This window comes from Pseudomonas sp. lyk4-R2A-8 (assembly GCF_030209095.1).
In the GTDB taxonomy this organism is placed as follows: Bacteria; Pseudomonadota; Gammaproteobacteria; order Pseudomonadales; family Pseudomonadaceae; genus Aquipseudomonas; species Aquipseudomonas quebecensis.
Map to the genome: position 1 here is coordinate 153,729 of NZ_JARVSS010000022.1, position 16,987 is coordinate 170,715.

Annotated in this window: 17 protein-coding genes; 10 read left to right on the forward strand and 7 right to left on the reverse strand. The window is 61.2% G+C overall.

Translation table 11 applies throughout. The features are described from left to right. Window positions 1–4: 4 nt before the first annotated feature. Both QRN10_RS20450 and QRN10_RS20455 read right to left on the reverse strand, forming a co-directional pair. A complete protein-coding gene (locus QRN10_RS20450; RefSeq protein WP_285429003.1) occupies window positions 5–736 on the reverse strand; it encodes an energy transducer TonB family protein in 732 nt (243 codons plus the stop codon). A gap of 2 nt (window positions 737–738) precedes the next feature. After that, a complete protein-coding gene (locus tag QRN10_RS20455; protein WP_181079935.1) occupies window positions 739–1,146 on the reverse strand; it encodes an ExbD/TolR family protein in 408 nt (135 codons plus the stop codon). A 190-nt stretch (window positions 1,147–1,336) separates the two neighbouring features. On the opposite strand from QRN10_RS20455, the gene QRN10_RS20460 reads away from it, so the two are divergent. Both QRN10_RS20460 and QRN10_RS20465 read left to right on the forward strand, forming a co-directional pair. Next, complete coding sequence (locus tag QRN10_RS20460) at window positions 1,337–1,891, forward strand: GNAT family N-acetyltransferase (RefSeq protein WP_253511699.1); 555 nt, start codon at window positions 1,337–1,339, stop codon at window positions 1,889–1,891. Further along, a complete protein-coding gene (locus QRN10_RS20465) occupies window positions 1,888–3,462 on the forward strand; it encodes an alkaline phosphatase D family protein (protein ID WP_285429005.1) in 1,575 nt (524 codons plus the stop codon). The genes QRN10_RS20460 and QRN10_RS20465 overlap by 4 nt, the downstream gene beginning before the upstream one ends. A 49-nt stretch (window positions 3,463–3,511) precedes the next feature. Here QRN10_RS20465 and QRN10_RS20470 read toward each other — a convergent pair whose 3' ends face one another. Then, a complete protein-coding gene (locus QRN10_RS20470) occupies window positions 3,512–4,138 on the reverse strand; it encodes an alanyl-tRNA editing protein (protein ID WP_285429006.1) in 627 nt (208 codons plus the stop codon). A gap of 89 nt (window positions 4,139–4,227) precedes the next feature. On the opposite strand from QRN10_RS20470, the gene QRN10_RS20475 reads away from it, so the two are divergent. Next, window positions 4,228–5,160 carry a LysR family transcriptional regulator gene (locus QRN10_RS20475; protein ID WP_181079931.1) on the forward strand — a complete coding sequence of 311 codons (933 nt, stop codon included), beginning with the start codon at window positions 4,228–4,230 and terminating at the stop codon, window positions 5,158–5,160. Between the two features lie 27 nt (window positions 5,161–5,187). On the opposite strand, the gene QRN10_RS20480 is transcribed toward QRN10_RS20475, so the two are convergent. Together QRN10_RS20480 and QRN10_RS20485 are read right to left on the reverse strand one after the other, a co-directional pair. Then, window positions 5,188–5,595 carry a PA2817 family protein gene (locus QRN10_RS20480; RefSeq protein ID WP_266248683.1) on the reverse strand — a complete coding sequence of 136 codons (408 nt, stop codon included), beginning with the start codon at window positions 5,593–5,595 and terminating at the stop codon, window positions 5,188–5,190. A gap of 74 nt (window positions 5,596–5,669) precedes the next feature. After that, window positions 5,670–8,117 (reverse strand): acyl-CoA dehydrogenase, encoded by a 2,448-nt coding sequence (locus QRN10_RS20485; protein ID WP_285429008.1) that lies wholly within the window; start codon window positions 8,115–8,117, stop codon window positions 5,670–5,672. A gap of 191 nt (window positions 8,118–8,308) precedes the next feature. On the opposite strand from QRN10_RS20485, the gene QRN10_RS20490 reads away from it, so the two are divergent. The 4 genes from QRN10_RS20490 (at window position 8,309) to QRN10_RS20505 (ending at window position 11,473) form a co-directional block, all read left to right on the forward strand. After that, window positions 8,309–8,968 carry a transglutaminase-like domain-containing protein gene (locus QRN10_RS20490; protein WP_253511714.1) on the forward strand — a complete coding sequence of 220 codons (660 nt, stop codon included), beginning with the start codon at window positions 8,309–8,311 and terminating at the stop codon, window positions 8,966–8,968. A gap of 44 nt (window positions 8,969–9,012) precedes the next feature. After that, window positions 9,013–9,630 carry a glutathione S-transferase family protein gene (locus QRN10_RS20495; protein WP_266248686.1) on the forward strand — a complete coding sequence of 206 codons (618 nt, stop codon included), beginning with the start codon at window positions 9,013–9,015 and terminating at the stop codon, window positions 9,628–9,630. 134 nt (window positions 9,631–9,764) lie between these two features. Next, the gene (locus tag QRN10_RS20500; RefSeq protein WP_181079926.1) at window positions 9,765–10,697 is read left to right on the forward strand and encodes an ABC transporter ATP-binding protein; all 933 of its coding nucleotides are present in this window, start codon (window positions 9,765–9,767) and stop codon (window positions 10,695–10,697) included. Beyond that, on the forward strand, window positions 10,694–11,473 hold the full coding sequence (locus tag QRN10_RS20505; protein WP_181079925.1) for an ABC transporter permease: 780 nt from the start codon (window positions 10,694–10,696) through the stop codon (window positions 11,471–11,473). Before QRN10_RS20500 ends, QRN10_RS20505 begins: the two co-directional genes overlap by 4 nt. A gap of 43 nt (window positions 11,474–11,516) precedes the next feature. Here QRN10_RS20505 and QRN10_RS20510 read toward each other — a convergent pair whose 3' ends face one another. After that, entirely contained in the window at window positions 11,517–12,056 is a 540-nt protein-coding gene (locus tag QRN10_RS20510; RefSeq protein WP_253511717.1) for a TetR/AcrR family transcriptional regulator, read from the reverse strand. A 91-nt stretch (window positions 12,057–12,147) separates the two neighbouring features. Here QRN10_RS20510 and QRN10_RS20515 point away from each other — a divergent pair, with 91 nt between their 5' ends. From QRN10_RS20515 to QRN10_RS20525, 3 genes are all read left to right on the forward strand, one after another. Further along, window positions 12,148–13,356 carry an MFS transporter gene (locus tag QRN10_RS20515; RefSeq protein WP_285429009.1) on the forward strand — a complete coding sequence of 403 codons (1,209 nt, stop codon included), beginning with the start codon at window positions 12,148–12,150 and terminating at the stop codon, window positions 13,354–13,356. Between the two features lie 123 nt (window positions 13,357–13,479). After that, on the forward strand, window positions 13,480–14,628 hold the full coding sequence (locus QRN10_RS20520; protein WP_285429010.1) for a TDT family transporter: 1,149 nt from the start codon (window positions 13,480–13,482) through the stop codon (window positions 14,626–14,628). A gap of 68 nt (window positions 14,629–14,696) precedes the next feature. Continuing rightward, the gene (locus QRN10_RS20525; RefSeq protein WP_181079921.1) at window positions 14,697–16,571 is read left to right on the forward strand and encodes an MFS transporter; all 1,875 of its coding nucleotides are present in this window, start codon (window positions 14,697–14,699) and stop codon (window positions 16,569–16,571) included. A 59-nt stretch (window positions 16,572–16,630) separates the two neighbouring features. Here QRN10_RS20525 and sugE read toward each other — a convergent pair whose 3' ends face one another. Then, window positions 16,631–16,945 carry a quaternary ammonium compound efflux SMR transporter SugE gene (sugE, locus tag QRN10_RS20530; protein WP_253511729.1) on the reverse strand — a complete coding sequence of 105 codons (315 nt, stop codon included), beginning with the start codon at window positions 16,943–16,945 and terminating at the stop codon, window positions 16,631–16,633. Between the last annotated feature and the right edge of the window lie 42 nt (window positions 16,946–16,987).

Consider the following 16,987-nt stretch of genomic DNA (forward strand, 5'->3'; position numbering starts at 1 on the left):
GTGCTTATTGCACGCTGTAGTTGAAGGTGGCGGTGAAGCGTTGCTCATTGCGGCCCCCGAAGGCTTGCTCGGGGAACGGCTTGACTTGCTTGATACGCCGCAAGCTGTTGGTGGCGGCCCGGTTGAGCAACATGCTCGACGCCTGGGTCTGCAGGCCGGAATCCAGAACACGGCCCTGGCGATCCACCAGCAGCCAGACCACTACCTCGCCGCTGGGGCGTTCGAGAGACGCCTGGCGGCCGGTGGGGTACTGCTTGTACGTGTCCAGCTCGTTGCGCAGGCCCTTGAGATAGCCACCCTCCAAGGCTTGGCCGTCGACTTTCGGCGGCGCGGGTGGTGCCGGTGCAGCTGCCGCGGGGGCGGTTACCGCTGGCGCCGGTTTGGCGGCGGCAACCGGGGGCGGAGCAGGCGCGGCTTTCGCCACTACCGGTTTGGGCAGCGGTTTGGGCTTGGGCTTGGGTTCGGGTTTTGGCAACGGTTTAGGCGGTGGAGGCGGGGGCGCCGGCTCGGCGTCCGCTTCCTCGATCACCGGCGGTGGCGGCTCAGCCACCGGTTCCGGGATCACTGGCGGCTCGGGCTGCGGTTCGGGTTCGACCAGGGCGAGCTCGACTGCCGACTCGTCATACACCGGCTCGACCTTCAAGGTCTGGGACTGAATACCCAGGGCAATCAGCACCAGGGCGATCACGGCCGGGACACTGCCCAGCAGTTGGCGCGCACGAAACAGAACGTACATAGTCAGGACTTACGCGTGGCAATGGACACGGAGGTGAAGCCACCCAGGCGCAGGGTGTCCATCACCTCCACCAGGCGCGCGACGTCCACGCCCTTGTCACTGTTAACGATGATGGTCGACTTCGCGTCGGGCTTTTGCGCAGCTTTCAGCGCCGGCACCAGGGCATCCACCGCAATGGCCTTGCCGTCGAGTTGCAACTGACCTTCCAGGCCCAGGGTCAGGATGAATTTATTCTGCGGCTTGAGCTGCTGCGAGCTACTGGCGCTGGGGAGTTGAGTCTTCATACCGAGGGCCGGAATCACGTTCAGACTCACGAGTACGAAAAACACCAGGAGGAACATCATCACGTCGATCATCGGGATCAATTCGATGTGCGCCTTGCGTTTTTTCGGTTCGTCCCAGGTTCTCATTCCCTTACCCCGTTATTGAATTAGGGGCGACACGCTAACAAGCAAAAATGACCGAACGGTTAACTTTAATTGACGTTTTGACGGCTCTAGGACGCGTCTTACAGAAGACTTACCGGTCATTTTCAGAGCTTCACAGAATTGAAATACAAGCTGCGCATTCTCAGAAAATTTACATCGAGGGCCTCTGGGAATGAGTAACCAATTGCCACACCTGTCGACCCCGCGCTTACTGTTGCGTGTGCTGAAACCGCACCAGGCCGAGCGGTTGTGCGAGCTGGCCAACGGGCCGAACATCGCCGAGAACACGGCGAGTATCCCGTCGCCCTATACGCTGCAAACCGCGCAGGAATTTATCGAGGGGATGCAGGAAAAATTTCGCGCTACGGGGTTGCTGAGCCTGGGCATGCATCGGCGCGACGACGATGGGTTGATCGGCGTCGTCAGTCTGCGCATCAACACGGCCCACGGGTATGGGCACTTGGGCGGCTGGGTAGCGGCGTCTGAGCGTAACCAAGGGTTTGCGGCTGAGGCTGCCAGCGCGTTGATGGCGTATGGCTTCGAGGCATTGGGACTGCACCGCGTGGGCAGTCAGTGCTTCAGCCGTAATAAAGAATCGGCGCGGGTCATGGAGAACATCGGCCTGTGCTACGAGGGGTGCCTGCGCGGCGCGTTTCTCAAGAACGGTGTGCATGAAGACATGCTGGTGTTCGCCACCTTGCGCGCTGACTGGGAGGCCAGGGTATGAGTGGCTCGGTCGATCACGGCCGACGTCGGGTGCTGGCCGGGCTCGCGGTTGCTACTACATTTTCGATCCTCAGCCCGTATACACGAAGCGCCGGGGTGGATTATCCGTTTACCCTCGGGGTGGCCTCGGGTGACCCGCTGCCGGATGGCTTTGTGATCTGGACGCGGCTGGCCCCGTTGTTCAATGCTGTGGACGGCCGTGGAGGATTGAGCCGCGCGGTACCGGTACGTTGGCGAGTGGCCAGCGATGTCGGGATGACGCGCATTGTGCGGCAAGGCGAGGTCATGACCAGCGAACGGTTTGCGCATTCGGTGCATGTGGAGGTCGCCGGGCTGCAGGCGGGGCGACCGTACTGGTATCAGTTCGAAGGGCTGGGGGCGCAAAGCCCGGTTGGGCAGGCGCGGACCGCCCCGCCGGTGCAGGCAATGACGTCGGCGCGTGTGGGATTTGTCTCGTGCTCCCATTGGGAGCGTGGCTATTTCAGTGCGTATCGCCACTTGGCCGCCGAGCAGCCGGACCTGGTGTTTTTCCTGGGCGACTATATCTACGACAGTTCCTACGCGCCGGACTCTGGCAAGGTGTTTCGCGCCCATGGCAGCGGTAATGCGGTAAGCCTCAGTGATTATCGCAACCGCTACGCGTTGTACAAAACCGACCCTGACCTGCAGGCCTTGCACGCCGCCGCGCCCAGCGTCGCCACCTGGGACGATCACGAGGTGCAGAACGACTACGCCAACCGTTGGTCCCAGGACCCGAAGATTGCGCTGGAGCAATTTCTGCAGCAGCGGGCGGCGGCCTACCAGGCGTATTACGAACATATGCCATTGCGTACCAGCAGCCTGCCCAGGGGCGCCGACATGCGCATATATAGGCGCCTGGACTACGGGCGACTGGCACGTTTCCATGTGCTCGATGGCCGGCAATACCGCTCCGAGCAGCCCTGTGTGCTGGCCAATGGCAGTCATCAGGGCCGGGTAGTGACCAATCCGTGCAGCGACTTGCGCGATCCCGGTCGCACAATGCTGGGTTGGCAGCAAGAGGCGTGGCTGGATCAGGGCTTTGCCCAATCCCGGGCGCAGTGGAACGTGATTGCCCAGGATCTGCTGGTGGCCCCCTTGATCCAGCGCGACCTGACTAACCACAAGCCGGGGCGCTGGACCGATGGTTGGGACGGTTACATGGCCAACCGCTCAAGGATGCTGGCGTCTATCCAGCGCCACCGCGTGAAGAATCCGGTGTTTTGGGGCGGTGATATCCATTCGTTCTGGGCCAACGACCTGCACGTCGATGGCAACGACCCGGACTCGCCGGTGGTTGCCACCGAATTCGTCGGCACCTCGGTGACGTCCGATGGCCCGCCGTACGAGGCGTTCAGCAAGATCCTGCCTATGAACCCTCATGTGAAGTTTTTCGACAGTCGCCAGCGCGGCTACGTTTCGGTGGAGGTCCAGGAGCGGCAGATGCTCACGCACCTGCGCGTGATCAGCGACCCGCGCGATCCGGCGGCAACGGTGTCGACCCTCAAATCGTTCGCGGTGGAACCGGGGCGGGCAGGGGCGATTGCGGTTTGAAGGGTGTGACGCAAGAGCGCCGCTTGAGGCGGCATGTGCAGCACGCGCGTTAATCCAGGGTGTAACGTACTGACAGCGCGCCCTTTTTCTCGGACAGGGCGAGGATCTTCACTTGGCCCAATTCGCTCAATGTCTGCACATGCGTGCCGCCGCAGGCGTAGGCGGGCAGTTCGCCGAAGCCGACTTCGCGGGTGCCGTTGTCCACGACCATATGACGGGGATAGTCGGCGGCGATCCACTCGCTGAGTTGCTGTTGAATCGCTTCGGCCTGCATGGCTTGCGCCGCTTCGCCCCGGATAAACGTCACTTTGCCTTCGCCCGGCCAGTGGTGGGCTTTGATCGGCATCCAACCCAGGGTTTCGCCGACGTTGCCGATCAGGTGACCGGCCGAATGCAGACGCGTGTGCAGGGCGCGGCGCTGTTCATCGACCTTTGCGGTGATTGGACCCGTCTCCACAGGGCGGTCGACATAATGCACCACGCGCCCGGCCTCCTGGGTGACACGCAGCACGTGGCTTTCGCCGAGCCAGCCGGTGTCGAACGGCTGTCCGCCGCCTTGGGGATGGAAGAGGGTCGATTGCAGGATCACCGCGAAGTGATTTTCGTGGGGCGTGCAGCTCAACACTTCAAGCTCGGCGCTCAGGTGGTCGTGGGTAAAAAACAGGCGTTCGGTCATCATCTGCATCCGCATCAAGGTTCTGCTGACAGTATAAATACCGCAGGAATGGGTGATAATCCGTTCAATTATCAATGGACCTGTGCGTCATGAGCATTAATCTTCCGTTGCCCCTGTTGGGTGAAATGGCGATGTTCGTCAAAGTGGTAGAGGCCGGCAGCTTTTCCGAAGCGGCACGCCAACTGAGCGTTTCGCCCTCGGCGGTGAGCCGAAGTATTTCGCGCCTTGAACAGGCACTGGCGACCCGCCTGCTGCAACGCACTACGCGCAAGCTGCGCCTGAGCGAAGGCGGTGAAGAAGTATTCAAGCGCTGCCAGGAGATGGTCAACGCGGCGCGCTCGGTGATGGAGATCAGTGGCCAGTTCACCCATGAGGCCGAAGGGCTGGTGCGGGTCAGCGTACCCAAGGCGGTGGGTCGGTTTGTCGTGCATCCGCACATGCCGGAATTTTTGCGACGCTATCCCCAGGTAGATGTGCAACTGATCCTTGAGGATCGGCATGTGGACCTGATCGATGACAACGTTGACCTGAGTATCCGCATTACCGACAGCCCGCCGCCGGGGCTGGTGGGCCGGCAGTTGTTGCCGATAGAACATTTGCTCTGTGCGACACCGCAGTATCTGGCCGAGCACGGTACGCCGGGCCACCCCCATGATCTGGCGGCGCATAGCTGCATTTATCTGGGGGAAACCCCTGCTGACTCACGCTGGAAATTTCGCCGGGGCACCAAGGCCGTGACCGTTGCGGTGCGCGGGCGCTATGCGGCGAACCACACCGGCGTGCGTCTGGATGCGGTGTTGCAGCATGTGGGTATTGGCAGCCTGCCGTATTTCACGGCGCGCCATGCCTTGGAGGAGGGGCATCTGGTGCAGGTGTTGCCGGGGTGGGATTTTATTGCGTCGTACCACGGCGAGGCGTGGCTGCTGCATTCGCCGACGCGCTATTTGCCACCCAAACTGCGGGTATTTATTGATTATCTGGTGGCGTGCATGGCCAAGGAGCCGACCCTGAAAAAACGTTAGGAGCGAGCGGGCTCGCTCCTGGAAAGGTCAGTGCTTGCTTTGGTCTTCCGGCATGGCCAGCAGTTGTTTTTCCTGGTTCCAATCGAACGGCTCATCGTTCTGCTCGGCTTCGTAGCGACGTTCTTCCAGCGCTTGGTAGAGGTCCAGTTCTTCGTCGGGCATGAAGTGCAGGCAATCGCCGCCGAAGAACCACAGCAGGTCGCGCGGTACGAGGTGGGCAATTTGCGGGTAACGCAGGATGACCTGACTCATCAGGTCCTGGCCCAGGTACTGGCTTTCGATCGGGTCGATGGGCAGCAGGGCGCGCAATTCGTCGAAGCGCTCCAGGAACAGGGCGTGACTTTCCTCGGGCACTTGTTCGGCTTCGCCGACAGCAACCAGGATGCTGCGCAGGTGGTCGAGCAAGACAAGATGATCGGCAACGACGTTGGACACGAGATAAGTCCTCAAAGCAAAAACGGGCGCGAGAGTATATAGCTCATGCGCCCGTAATTATATGACCGCTCGTATCAGCGGACTTTGCCCTCGGCCTGGGCCAGTTCTTCCTTGCTGAAATCATCCACATCGATCACCTTGCGGCGTGCCGCTTCGGCGTCGCGCAGTGTTTGCGCTTCAGCCGCTTGCAACACGCCGGCATTGAGTGCCGCGTCGATGGCGTGCTCGCCGGCAGCCGGCTTGAGCTGGCCGTTTTTGAGCGCGATGTGCAGTTTCTTTTGCAACGGGTGGCTGGCGCTCAGCAGGTCGTAGGCGTGTTGCAGGGCGCCCACCGGATCTTCCGCCGATTGCGGGCGATAGCAGCCGGCCAGCAATTCTTCCAGGGTCGGGTCGCCTTTGGCGCGGCCGATCACTGCGGCCACCTCGGCATCCAGTGCATCCGATGGGCCGGTATGGCGGCGCCCGAACGGGAATACAATCACCCGTAGCAGGCCGCCCAGTACCTTGTTCGGGAAATTGCTGAGCAATTCATCCAGGGCGCGCTCCGACTCACCGAGGCTTTCTTCCATGGCCCACGCGAACAGCGGTTGCAGGTGGTCCGGCGAGTCCAGGTCGTGGTAACGCTTGAGCGCAGCCGATGCCAGGTACATGTGACTCAGCACATCCCCCAGACGCGCCGACAAGCGTTCGCGACGTTTCAATTCACCCCCCAGCAGCATCATGCTCAGGTCGGCGAGCAGGGCGAAGGCGGCAGCCTGGCGGTTCAAGGCACGGAAGTAGCCCTGGCTCAGACGGTTACCCGGCGCTTTTTCGAAATGGCCGATACCCAGGTTCAGCACCAGCGTACTGGCGGCGTTGCTGACGGCGAAGCCGATGTGCTGCATCAGCAGGCTGTCGAACTCCTTGAGTGCCTGGTCTTTGTCTTCACGTCCGGCCAGCGCCATTTCCTTGAGCACGAACGGATGGCAGCGGATGGCGCCCTGACCGAAGATCATCAGGTTGCGCGACAGGATGTTTGCGCCCTCAACGGTGATGAAGATCGGCGCGCCTTGCCAACTGCGGCCCAGGTAGTTGTTCGGGCCCATGATGATGCCCTTGCCGCCGTGCACGTCCATGGCGTGGCCGATGCATTCACGACCACGTTCGGTGAGGTGATACTTGAGGATGGCTGACAGCACCGAGGGTTTCTCGCCCAGGTCGACCGCGTTGGCGGTCAGCATCCTTGCGCTGTCCATCAGCCAGGCATTGCCGCCTATGCGGGCCAGGGCTTCCTGGATGCCCTCGAAGGCCGACAGCGGCACGTTGAACTGTTCGCGCACCTGAGCATACTGGCCGGTCACCAGGCTGGTGAACTTCGCCGCGCCTGTACCCACCGCCGGCAGCGAAATCGAACGGCCTACCGACAGGCAGTTCATCAGCATCATCCAACCCTTGCCGAGCATTTCCTGACCGCCGATAAGGTAGCTCAGGGGGATAAACACGTCCTTGCCGGAGTTGGGGCCGTTCATGAACGCTGCACCCAAAGGCAAATGGCGACGACCGATTTCAACACCGGGAGTGTCGGTGGGGATCAGGGCCAGGCTGATGCCCAGGTCTTCTTCCGCTCCCAACAGGTGGTCGGGGTCGTACGCCTTGAACGCCAGCCCCAGCAGGGTCGCGACCGGACCAAGGGTGATGTAGCGTTTTTCCCAGTTCAGACGCAGGCCGATGGTTTCCTGGCCTTCCCATTCACCTTTGCAGATCACGCCGGTATCGGGCATGGCGCCGGCGTCGGAACCGGCCAGCGGTCCGGTCAGGGCGAAGCACGGGATATCGTCGCCTCGCGCCAGGCGCGGCAGGTAGTGGTTGCGTTGTTCATCGGTGCCGTAATGCAGCAGCAATTCGGCGGGGCCGAGGGAGTTGGGTACCATCACGGTGGAGGCCAGATCGCCACTGCGGGTGGCGAGCTTCATCGCGACCTGTGAATGGGCGTAGGCCGAAAAACCCTTGCCGCCGTATTCCTTGGGAATGATCAGGGCAAAGAAACCGTGAGTCTTGATGTGCTCCCAGGCGGCGGGCGGCAGGTCCATGGCCTGGCCGATTTCCCAGTCGCTGACCATTGCACAGAGTTCTTCGGTGGGACCGTCGATAAAGGCCTGCTCTTCTTCGGTCAACTGCACCTTGGGGTAGGCCAGCAATTTGTCCCAGTCGGGACGCCCGCTGAACAGCTCGCCGTCCCACCATACGGTGCCTGCGTCGATCGCGTCGCGCTCGGTTTCGGACATCGGCGGCAGCACTTTCTGGAACCAGCTGAACAGCGGCTTGGTGAAATATTGGCGACGCAGGTCGGGTAGCAGCAGCGGCGCCGCGACCACGGCCAGCAGCACCCAAAGGATCACCAGCAACCAGCCTGGTGCGTGGCTCCAGGCGCCCATCGCCAGCAGGTAAACGGCGACCACGCCCAGAGCGGGCAGGGGCGCGGTGCGGCGGTGTGCCAGGTAGGCGATGCCGACCACCAGAACCAGTATCCACAACAACAGCATATTCAATCCTCCGTGAAACCAGGGCGAAACCACCAGGGAGCTTAGTCGGCATCCGAGAAAGCGCGGTGGTCAGGGTGTAACGAGTTGTGCTGAAAGCACCCTGCAGCGGGCGCCGACATTTGGCCGAATCGTCGTTATCCGTGGGCTGGGCCTGTGGTTAAACTCCAGGCTTGCCTCGGAGATCAAACATCATGAATGCGTACTTGAGTCCCAGCCGCTTCATCGATAGTGACCACCCTGCCGTGGTGGAGTTCGCGGTAAAACATCGCGGAACCAGCGCGGATTTAAATGACCAGGCGGTCAGCCTTTACTACGCGGTGCGTGAGCAGATTCGCTACAACCCTTATACCTTCAGCCGCGATCCGCGCACCCTCAGTGCCAGCTTCGCCCTGGCCAGCCGTGAGAGTTACTGCGTGCCCAAGGCCACTTTGCTCGCCGCCTGCGCCCGGCATTGCGGCATCCCCGCACGCATCGGCCTGGCGGACGTGCGCAATCACCTGTCGACCCCACGTCTGATCGCGTTGCTCAAGAGTGACGTGTTCGCCATGCACGGGTACACCGAGTTGTACCTGCACGGTCGCTGGGTCAAGGCGACGCCGGCGTTCAACGCCCAGTTGTGCGAACTGTTCGATGTGCCGCCGCTGCCGTTCGACGGCATCAATGACAGCGTTTTCCAGGCCTACAATCGCCAGGGCCAGCGGTCGATGGAGTATCTGGTCGACCATGGGCAGTTTGTGGATGTGCCCGAGGAATTTTTCTTCGCCCACCTGCAGAAATGTTACCCGCACCTGTTTGACGATGCGCCGCCTCCCTTGCTGGGCGACCTGCGGACGGATTTAAGCCGCCTGTGAACCGGCGTATGCTGCTGCGTCCACCCATCCACGAAGGCGCGGTCATGCTGAAAATCTGGGGTCGTAAAAATTCATCGAATGTCAGGAAGGCACTGTGGTGCGCCGAGGAGCTCGGCCTGGAGTATGAAGCCATTGATGCAGGCGGGGCTTTCGGCGTGGTCGACACGCCGCAGTATCGGACGCTGAACCCCAACGGCCGAGTGCCGATGATCGAAGACGGTGACTTCGTGCTGTGGGAGTCCAACACCATCGTGCGCTACCTGTGCGCCAAGCACGGGGCGAGCTGGTATCCGACCGATCTTCAGGCCCGCGCCAACGCGGAAAAGTGGATGGACTGGACCACCTCAACCCTCGCCGAGCCATTCAAAGCAGTGTTCTGGGGCATCGTGCGCACGCCGGCGGAGCAACGGAACTGGGACGCCATCAATGCCGGGCGCAACGCCTGCATCGACGCGCTCGGTATGGTGGACAAGGCCCTGGCCGAACAACCCTACCTGTCCGGCAACGCCATCGGCATGGGCGACATTCCCTTGGGCAGCTTTATCTACGCGTGGTTTGAAATGCCCATCGAACGGCCTGCCATGCCCCATCTGGAGGCGTGGTACCAGCGTTTGCAGCAACGCCCGGCCTACCGAAAAGCGGTTATGACCGCGTTGACTTAATACCCACTATTAATACAGGTGACTGTACTTGTACGGCGCGGCCAAGCACCATGCCTGTCCTGCGCCGTCGTTGAACTAAGGGCGGCGTGCCCTCATCTACTCTTTCTATTCCCTTCTCTGGTGCGTAATCCGATATGAGTTCCGCTCTGTCCATCCGGCAGCTAACCAAAACCTACGGCAACGGTTTCCAGGCCCTGAGTGGTATCGATCTGGACGTTGCCGAAGGTGATTTCTTCGCCTTGCTCGGCCCCAACGGTGCCGGCAAATCCACCACCATCGGTATCCTGTCCACCCTGGTTAACAAGACCAGCGGCACGGTAAATATCTTCGGCCATGACCTGGACAAATCCCCGGCGGCGCTCAAGCGTTCCATCGGCGTGGTGCCCCAGGAATTCAACTTCAACCAGTTCGAAAAGACCTTCGATATTGTCGTGACCCAGGCGGGCTACTACGGTATTCCAGCGAAAATCGCCAAGGAACGCGCCGAGCAGTACCTCACGCAATTGGGCCTGTGGGACAAGCGCGACGTGCCTTCGCGCTCGTTGTCAGGCGGCATGAAGCGGCGCCTGATGATCGCCCGCGCACTGGTGCACGAGCCGCGCCTGCTCATTCTCGACGAGCCTACCGCCGGCGTGGACATCGAGCTGCGACGTTCGATGTGGACCTTTCTCACCGAGCTGAACGAGAAGGGCATCACCATCATTCTCACCACGCATTACCTGGAAGAGGCCGAGCAGTTGTGCCGCAACATCGGCATCATCGACCACGGCACCATTGTTGAGAACACCAGCATGCGCAACCTGCTTGGCCAGTTGCATGTGGAAACGTTTCTGCTGGACCTGAAGAACACACTGACGACCGCGCCGCAGTTGCTAGGCTACCCCAGCCGCCTGGTAGACAGCCGCACCCTGGAAGTCCAGGTGGATAAAGCCATGGGTATCACCGCGCTGTTCGGCCAGTTGGCCACCCAGAACATCGAGGTGCTGAGCCTGCGTAATAAAACCAATCGCCTTGAGGAGTTGTTCGTGTCCCTGGTGGAGAAAAATCTGGCGAAGGTGGCGGTATGAGTTCCGAACTGCAACCCAACCTCGTCGCGCTGCAGACCATCGTCTATCGCGAAGTGAAGCGCTTTACCCGGATCTGGCCGCAGACGTTGCTGCCGCCGGCGATCACCATGGTCTTGTACTTTGTGATCTTCGGGAACCTGATCGGCCGCCAGATTGGCGACATGGGTGGCTTTACCTACATGGAGTACATCGTGCCTGGCCTGATCATGATGTCGGTGATCACCAACTCCTACGGCAACGTGGTCTCGAGTTTCTTCGGCAGCAAATTCCAGCGCTCCATCGAGGAGCTGATGGTGTCGCCAGTGTCGCCGCACACCATCCTGATCGGCTACACCCTCGGTGGTGTGCTGCGCGGCTTGATGGTCGGGGTGATCGTGACGCTGCTGTCGCTGTTCTTCACTCACTTGCAGGTCCATCACCTCGGGGTGACGATTCTGGTGGTGGTGCTGACGGCGACTATCTTCTCGCTGCTGGGCTTTATCAACGCCGTGTTTGCACGCAACTTCGATGACATCTCGATCATCCCGACCTTCGTGCTGACGCCACTGACCTACCTGGGCGGAGTGTTCTACTCCATCAGCCTGCTGCCGCCGTTCTGGCAGACCGTGTCGCTGGCCAACCCGGTGCTGCATATGGTCAATGCCTTCCGCTACGGCATCCTCGGCGTGTCGGATATCAAGATCAGCGTGGCGATTACCTTCATGGTCGTGGCCACCGTGGTTCTGTATATCGGTTGTGCGCGGCTGCTGGTGAGTGGGCGCGGGATGCGCACCTGAGCCCCTGTGGGGGGGTAAGCTCCCTCCCACCTTTAGTTTTGCGTCACGCCTTCAGTGCTAGCTCGATCAACGCATGCAGCTCTGCAACTGTCAAAGGCGTGTTCGAAAACAGAATGCGAAACACCGTGGGCGCGGCCAGAAGGTTGATCAAGCGGTCCACGCTTGGCGCCGTGTCGGCAGGGTAGCGGTCAACAATCGCCTGCAGCTGCGCGCTCAGAATGCTCACGCAATAGCCTGGCGTCTGGCTGCACTGCACATCGCGCATCATCATGCGCCCCGGCTCCGAATTCATTTCATCCAGATATTGCTCGGCCCAGGCCCGCAGGTCACCGCGCAGGCTGCCGGTATCGGCCGGCTCGCTGTCCGGTCGCATGCGCGCCAGGGCCACGTCGGCGAGCAGGGCGCCGAGGTCTCCCCAGCGTCGGTAGATGGTCGACGGGGTTACCCCGGCGCGCGCAGCAATCATCGGCACTGTCACGCTGGAACGCGCATGCACTTCCAGCAGTTCATGCACCGCGCTATGTACCGACGCTTGTACCCGGGCACTGCGGCCTCCCGGGCGTAGGCCTTCTTTAATCACCATGGGCGTGACCTTAACACAAATAATTTGCTTTAAGCGCCAACGGATAGCACACTCCACAAAAGCAAAATATTAGCTTTAACGGAGCGTGCGCATGTCCAGCCTTACTTCCCATCGTCCCAGCCTGGTGTTTCTGGCGATCACCTTGCTGACGTTTCTTGCCGCGTCCAGCGCGCCGACGCCGTTGTACCACCTGTATCAGCAACAATTGGATTTCTCCCCGGGCATGCTCACGCTGATCTTCGGCGTGTACGCCCTGAGCTTGTTGGCGGCGCTGCTGACGGTGGGCTCACTGTCGGACTACCTGGGGCGCAAGCCGATTATTTTCGCTGCGCTGATTCTGGAAATGCTGGCGATGCTGCTGTTTATCAATGAAAGCAGCGTGGCCTGGCTGATCGCTGCGCGCACGTTGCAAGGCTTTGCCACCGGCATGGCCACCGCCGTGCTCGGTGCGGCGCTGCTGGATACCGATCGCGAGCAAGGCCCGCTGATCAACAGCCTTGCGCCTTTGCTGGGTATGGCCTGTGGTGCGATGGGCTGCAGCCTGCTGGTGGAGTACGCGCCGTCCCCGACCCGGTTGATTTACTGGGTGCTGTTCGGCGGCCTGCAGTTGCAGGCCTTGGCGGTATGGCGCCTGCCGGAAACGGTCAGCCGTATTCCAGGAGCACTGGCGTCGTTGTGGCCGACCTTGCATGTGCCTGTCCAGGCCCGCCGCGCGCTGTGGATCGCGTTGCCGGTGGATATCGCGGTATGGGCCATGGGCGGTTTTTATTTGTCCCTGGCGCCGTCATTAGTGCGCGCGGCGACCGGCTCGACATCGAACCTGATCGGGGGAGCGCTGGTGGCGGTGCTGACCGTCAGCGGAGCGTTGATGATTTATGGTCTGCGCCATCGCGCCGCGCATAAGGTTCTGCGCCTGGGCGCAATGCTGTTGGCCATGGGCGTGGCGCTGATCCTCGGGGCCGTGCACACCGCCAGCCTGGCGCTGTTCTTCATCGCCACCCTGATCGCCGGCAGCGGGTTCGGCGCCGGGTTCCTGGGCGCTGTGCGCAGCGTGGTGCCAATGGCGTTGCCCCATGAACGGGCCGGCCTGATGTCGGCATTTTACGTGCTCAGTTATTTGGCTTTCTGCATACCCGCGCTGTTGGCCGGCACACTGACGCGCACGTTCGGTCTGATTGCCACCACGGATGGGTATGGCGCCTTATTGATCGTGCTGGCCCTGAGCGCCTTGCTGGCGCTGCTGCTGCAAGGTCGCGCAATGACCAGAGCGATGTCCAGCCCCACCAAGTGCGTGCGATGAATTGAACACAGTCTGCCGTCGTTATCTGCAAAACAGATAACAGTTAGAGATATTACCCGTTATATAGATATTCGATCAGGTTCTACCATGGTCTCACCCTCATACGAGGAAGAGGATTTCACCATGACCTGTTCCGCTGTTTCCAGTTACAAACCCTTCAGTCACCTGACCCGGCCTCGGGAAGTGATTCGCCAGTTCACGCCCAACTGGTTCGCCGCAACCATGGGCACCGGCGTGCTCGCCCTGGCCCTGGCCCAATTGCCGGTGGCACTGCCGGGCATGCATGCCCTGGCCGAAACGCTGTGGTTGTTCGCCATCGTCTTGTTCATAGTGTTCAGCGGCTTGTACGCCGCGCGCTGGGTGATGTTTTTTCACGAGGCGCGGCGGATCTTCGGGCACTCCACGGTTTCGATGTTCTTCGGCACCATTCCGATGGGCCTGGCCACGATCATCAACGGTCTGCTGCTGTTCGGTCTGCCGCGTTGGGGCAATGCCGTGGTGCCGTGGGCCGAGGTGCTGTGGTGGTTGGATGTGGCCATGGCCCTGGCCTGCGGCGTGCTGATCCCGTTCATGATGTTCACGCGCCAGGAGCACAGCATCGACCAGATGACCGCCGTGTGGCTGCTGCCCGTTGTCGCCGCCGAGGTCGCCGCCGCCAGTGGTGGGCTGTTGGCGCCGCACCTGGTCGACGCCCATGGGCAACTGGTGATGCTGGTGACCAGCTATGTGTTATGGGCATTTTCCCTGCCGGTGGCGTTCAGCATTCTGACCATCTTGATGCTGCGCATGGCCCTGCACAAACTGCCCCACGCCAATATGGCCGCGTCAAGTTGGCTGGCCCTTGGCCCCATCGGCACCGGTGCTCTCGGCATGTTGCTGCTGGGAGGTGATGCACCGGCTATCTTCGCAGCCAACGGCCTGCCTGGCATCGGCGACATTGCCAACGGCCTTGGCCTGGTGGCCGGTGTCACGCTGTGGGGTTTCGGCTTGTGGTGGATGCTGATTGCGGTGTTGATCACACTGCGCTACCTGCGCGCCGGAATCCCCTTCAACCTGGGCTGGTGGGGCTTTACCTTTCCCCTGGGCGTGTACGCGTTGACCACGCTCAAACTGGCAAGCGTGTTGCACCTGGCGTTCTTCAACGTGGTGGGCAGCGCGTTGGTGGCGGCGCTGGCGTTGATGTGGTTGATCGTGGCCAGGCGCACCGTTGCCGGCGCCTATGGAGGTGAGCTTTTTGTTTCACCGTGCATTGCAGGATTAGGGAATAAGTAAGCAGGATTAGGTAAAGTCGTGGCCTGATAATCGATAAGCCTTCAGGCCACGCAGGAACACGGACGACGATGAGCCATCCTTCTCAATTCACCTTGCTGCGCACGCGGCGCTTTCTGCCGTTTTTCATCACCCAGTTGCTGGGTGCCTTCAACGACAACATCTTCAAGCAATCGCTGATCCTGGCGATTCTCTACAAACTCACCATCGACGGTGATCGCGCCATTTGGGTCAACCTGTGCGCGCTGCTGTTCATTCTGCCGTTCTTTCTGTTTTCGGCGCTGGCCGGGCAGTTCGGCGAGAAATTCAACAAGGACGCCCTGATACGCGCGATCAAGATCGGCGAAATCGTGATCATGGCCGTGGGTGCCACCGGGTTTCTGTTCAATCATTTGGAATTGATGCTGCTGGCGCTGTTCGCCATGGGCACGCACTCGGCGCTGTTCGGCCCGGTCAAATATTCGATCATGCCCCAGGCGTTGCGCGACGACGAATTGGTCGGCGGTAACGGCCTGGTGGAAATGGGCACGTTCCTGGCGATCCTGGCCGGCACTATCGGCGCCGGGATCATGATGTCGTCCACTCATTACGCACCGGTGGTGTCGGTGGCGATCGTCGGCGTGGCGGTCCTGGGTTACCTGGCCAGCCGCAGCATTCCGCGTGCGGCGGCCTCCACGCCGCAACTGCGTTTGAACTGGAATATCTTCAGTCAATCCTGGGCCACCCTGCGCATGGGCCTGGGGCAGACGCCGGCAGTGTCGCGCTCGATTGTCGGCAACTCGTGGTTCTGGTTTGTCGGCGCGATCTACCTGACGCAGATCCCGGCCTACGCCAAGGAGTGGCTGTACGGCGATGAAACCGTGGTCACTCTGATTCTCACGGTGTTCTCGGTGGGCATCGCGCTGGGTTCGATGCTGTGCGAAAAGCTGTCCGGGCGTAAGGTTGAAATCGGCCTGGTGCCGTTCGGTTCATTCGGCCTGACGGTATTCGGCCTGCTGCTGTGGTGGCACTCGGGTGGCTTCGCGCAGAACGTCCAGGCCAACGATTGGCTGGCGGTGCTCAGCTACGGCCAAGCGTGGTGGGTACTGGGCGATATCCTTGGCTTGGGTGTGTTCGGCGGTTTCTATATCGTGCCGTTGTACGCGTTGATCCAGTCACGCACGGCTGAACACGAGCGCGCGCGGGTAATCGCCGCCAACAACATCCTCAACGCGTTGTTCATGGTGGTGTCGGCGATGGTGTCGATCCTGCTGCTGAGCGTGGCCAAACTGTCGATTCCGCAGCTGTTCCTGGTGGTGTCGCTGCTCAATATCGCGGTCAACGCCTACATCTTCCGGATCGTCCCGGAGTTCACCATGCGCTTCATGATCTGGCTGCTCAGCCATTCCATGTACCGCGTGGAGCACCGCAACCTGCAGGCCATCCCCGATGAAGGCGCCGCGTTGCTGGTGTGCAATCACGTGTCGTTTGTCGATGCGCTGCTGATTGGCGGCGCGGTGCGTCGGCCGATTCGCTTTGTCATGTACTACAAGATCTACCGTTTGCCGGTGCTCAACTTTATCTTTCGCACCGCCGGGGCGATTCCAATTGCCGGGCGCAACGAAGATATTCAGATTTATGAGCAAGCCTTCAAGCGCATAGCTCAATACCTTAAGGACGGGGAGCTGGTCTGTATCTTCCCGGAGGGCAAGCTGACGGCCGATGGTGAGATGAATGAGTTTCGGGGTGGCGTGACGCGCATCCTGGAAGAGACGGCGGTGCCGGTGATCCCCATGGCGTTGCAGGGGCTGTGGGGCAGTTTCTTCAGCCGGGACCCGAACAAAGGCTTCCTGCGCCGGATCTGGTCGCGGGTGGTGCTGGTGGCCGGCGCGCCGGTTGCAGTGGAGGCGGCTACGCCTGCCCGGTTGCAGGAAGCGGTGGCGGGGTTGCGTGGGACGGTTCGCTAGATTGGTACGAGTAGTCAGCCCTTATCGCGCTCAAGCCGCCCGCGATAAGGGCTGGCGGCCTAGGTGCTGAGCTTGAGGCCAATGAGCCCGCATATGATCAGCGCGACACTGGCCAGCCTGAACAACGCCATGGATTCGCCGAACAGGATTATCCCGGCAATGACTGTTCCGACGGCGCCCACGCCCGTCCATACGGCATAGGCAGTGCCCAGTGGCAGCTCTTTGACGGCCAGGCCCAGCAGGCCGAGGCTGACGGCCATGGCGGCAAGCGTCAGGACGGTGGGCAGCGGCTTACTGAAACCGTCGGTGTACTTCAAGCCGACGGCCCAGCCGACTTCGAACAACCCGGCAAAAAACAGAATGATCCAGGACATGGGTAACCCCTTCTGCAGATGGGGTCGTCCCCGGAATTGTCG

Coding starts and splice junctions, on each gene's coding strand:
- QRN10_RS20450 (WP_285429003.1), bottom strand. CDS start 736: ATGTACGTTCTGTTTCGTGCGCGCCAACTGCTGGGCAGTGTCCCGGCC.
- QRN10_RS20455 (WP_181079935.1), bottom strand. CDS start 1,146: ATGAGAACCTGGGACGAACCGAAAAAACGCAAGGCGCACATCGAATTG.
- QRN10_RS20460 (WP_253511699.1), top strand. CDS start 1,337: ATGAGTAACCAATTGCCACACCTGTCGACCCCGCGCTTACTGTTGCGT.
- QRN10_RS20465 (WP_285429005.1), top strand. CDS start 1,888: ATGAGTGGCTCGGTCGATCACGGCCGACGTCGGGTGCTGGCCGGGCTC.
- QRN10_RS20470 (WP_285429006.1), bottom strand. CDS start 4,138: ATGACCGAACGCCTGTTTTTTACCCACGACCACCTGAGCGCCGAGCTT.
- QRN10_RS20475 (WP_181079931.1), top strand. CDS start 4,228: ATGAGCATTAATCTTCCGTTGCCCCTGTTGGGTGAAATGGCGATGTTC.
- QRN10_RS20485 (WP_285429008.1), bottom strand. CDS start 8,117: ATGCTGTTGTTGTGGATACTGGTTCTGGTGGTCGGCATCGCCTACCTG.
- QRN10_RS20490 (WP_253511714.1), top strand. CDS start 8,309: ATGAATGCGTACTTGAGTCCCAGCCGCTTCATCGATAGTGACCACCCT.
- QRN10_RS20495 (WP_266248686.1), top strand. CDS start 9,013: ATGCTGAAAATCTGGGGTCGTAAAAATTCATCGAATGTCAGGAAGGCA.
- QRN10_RS20500 (WP_181079926.1), top strand. CDS start 9,765: ATGAGTTCCGCTCTGTCCATCCGGCAGCTAACCAAAACCTACGGCAAC.
- QRN10_RS20505 (WP_181079925.1), top strand. CDS start 10,694: ATGAGTTCCGAACTGCAACCCAACCTCGTCGCGCTGCAGACCATCGTC.
- QRN10_RS20510 (WP_253511717.1), bottom strand. CDS start 12,056: ATGGTGATTAAAGAAGGCCTACGCCCGGGAGGCCGCAGTGCCCGGGTA.
- QRN10_RS20515 (WP_285429009.1), top strand. CDS start 12,148: ATGTCCAGCCTTACTTCCCATCGTCCCAGCCTGGTGTTTCTGGCGATC.
- QRN10_RS20520 (WP_285429010.1), top strand. CDS start 13,480: ATGACCTGTTCCGCTGTTTCCAGTTACAAACCCTTCAGTCACCTGACC.
- QRN10_RS20525 (WP_181079921.1), top strand. CDS start 14,697: ATGAGCCATCCTTCTCAATTCACCTTGCTGCGCACGCGGCGCTTTCTG.
- sugE (WP_253511729.1), bottom strand. CDS start 16,945: ATGTCCTGGATCATTCTGTTTTTTGCCGGGTTGTTCGAAGTCGGCTGG.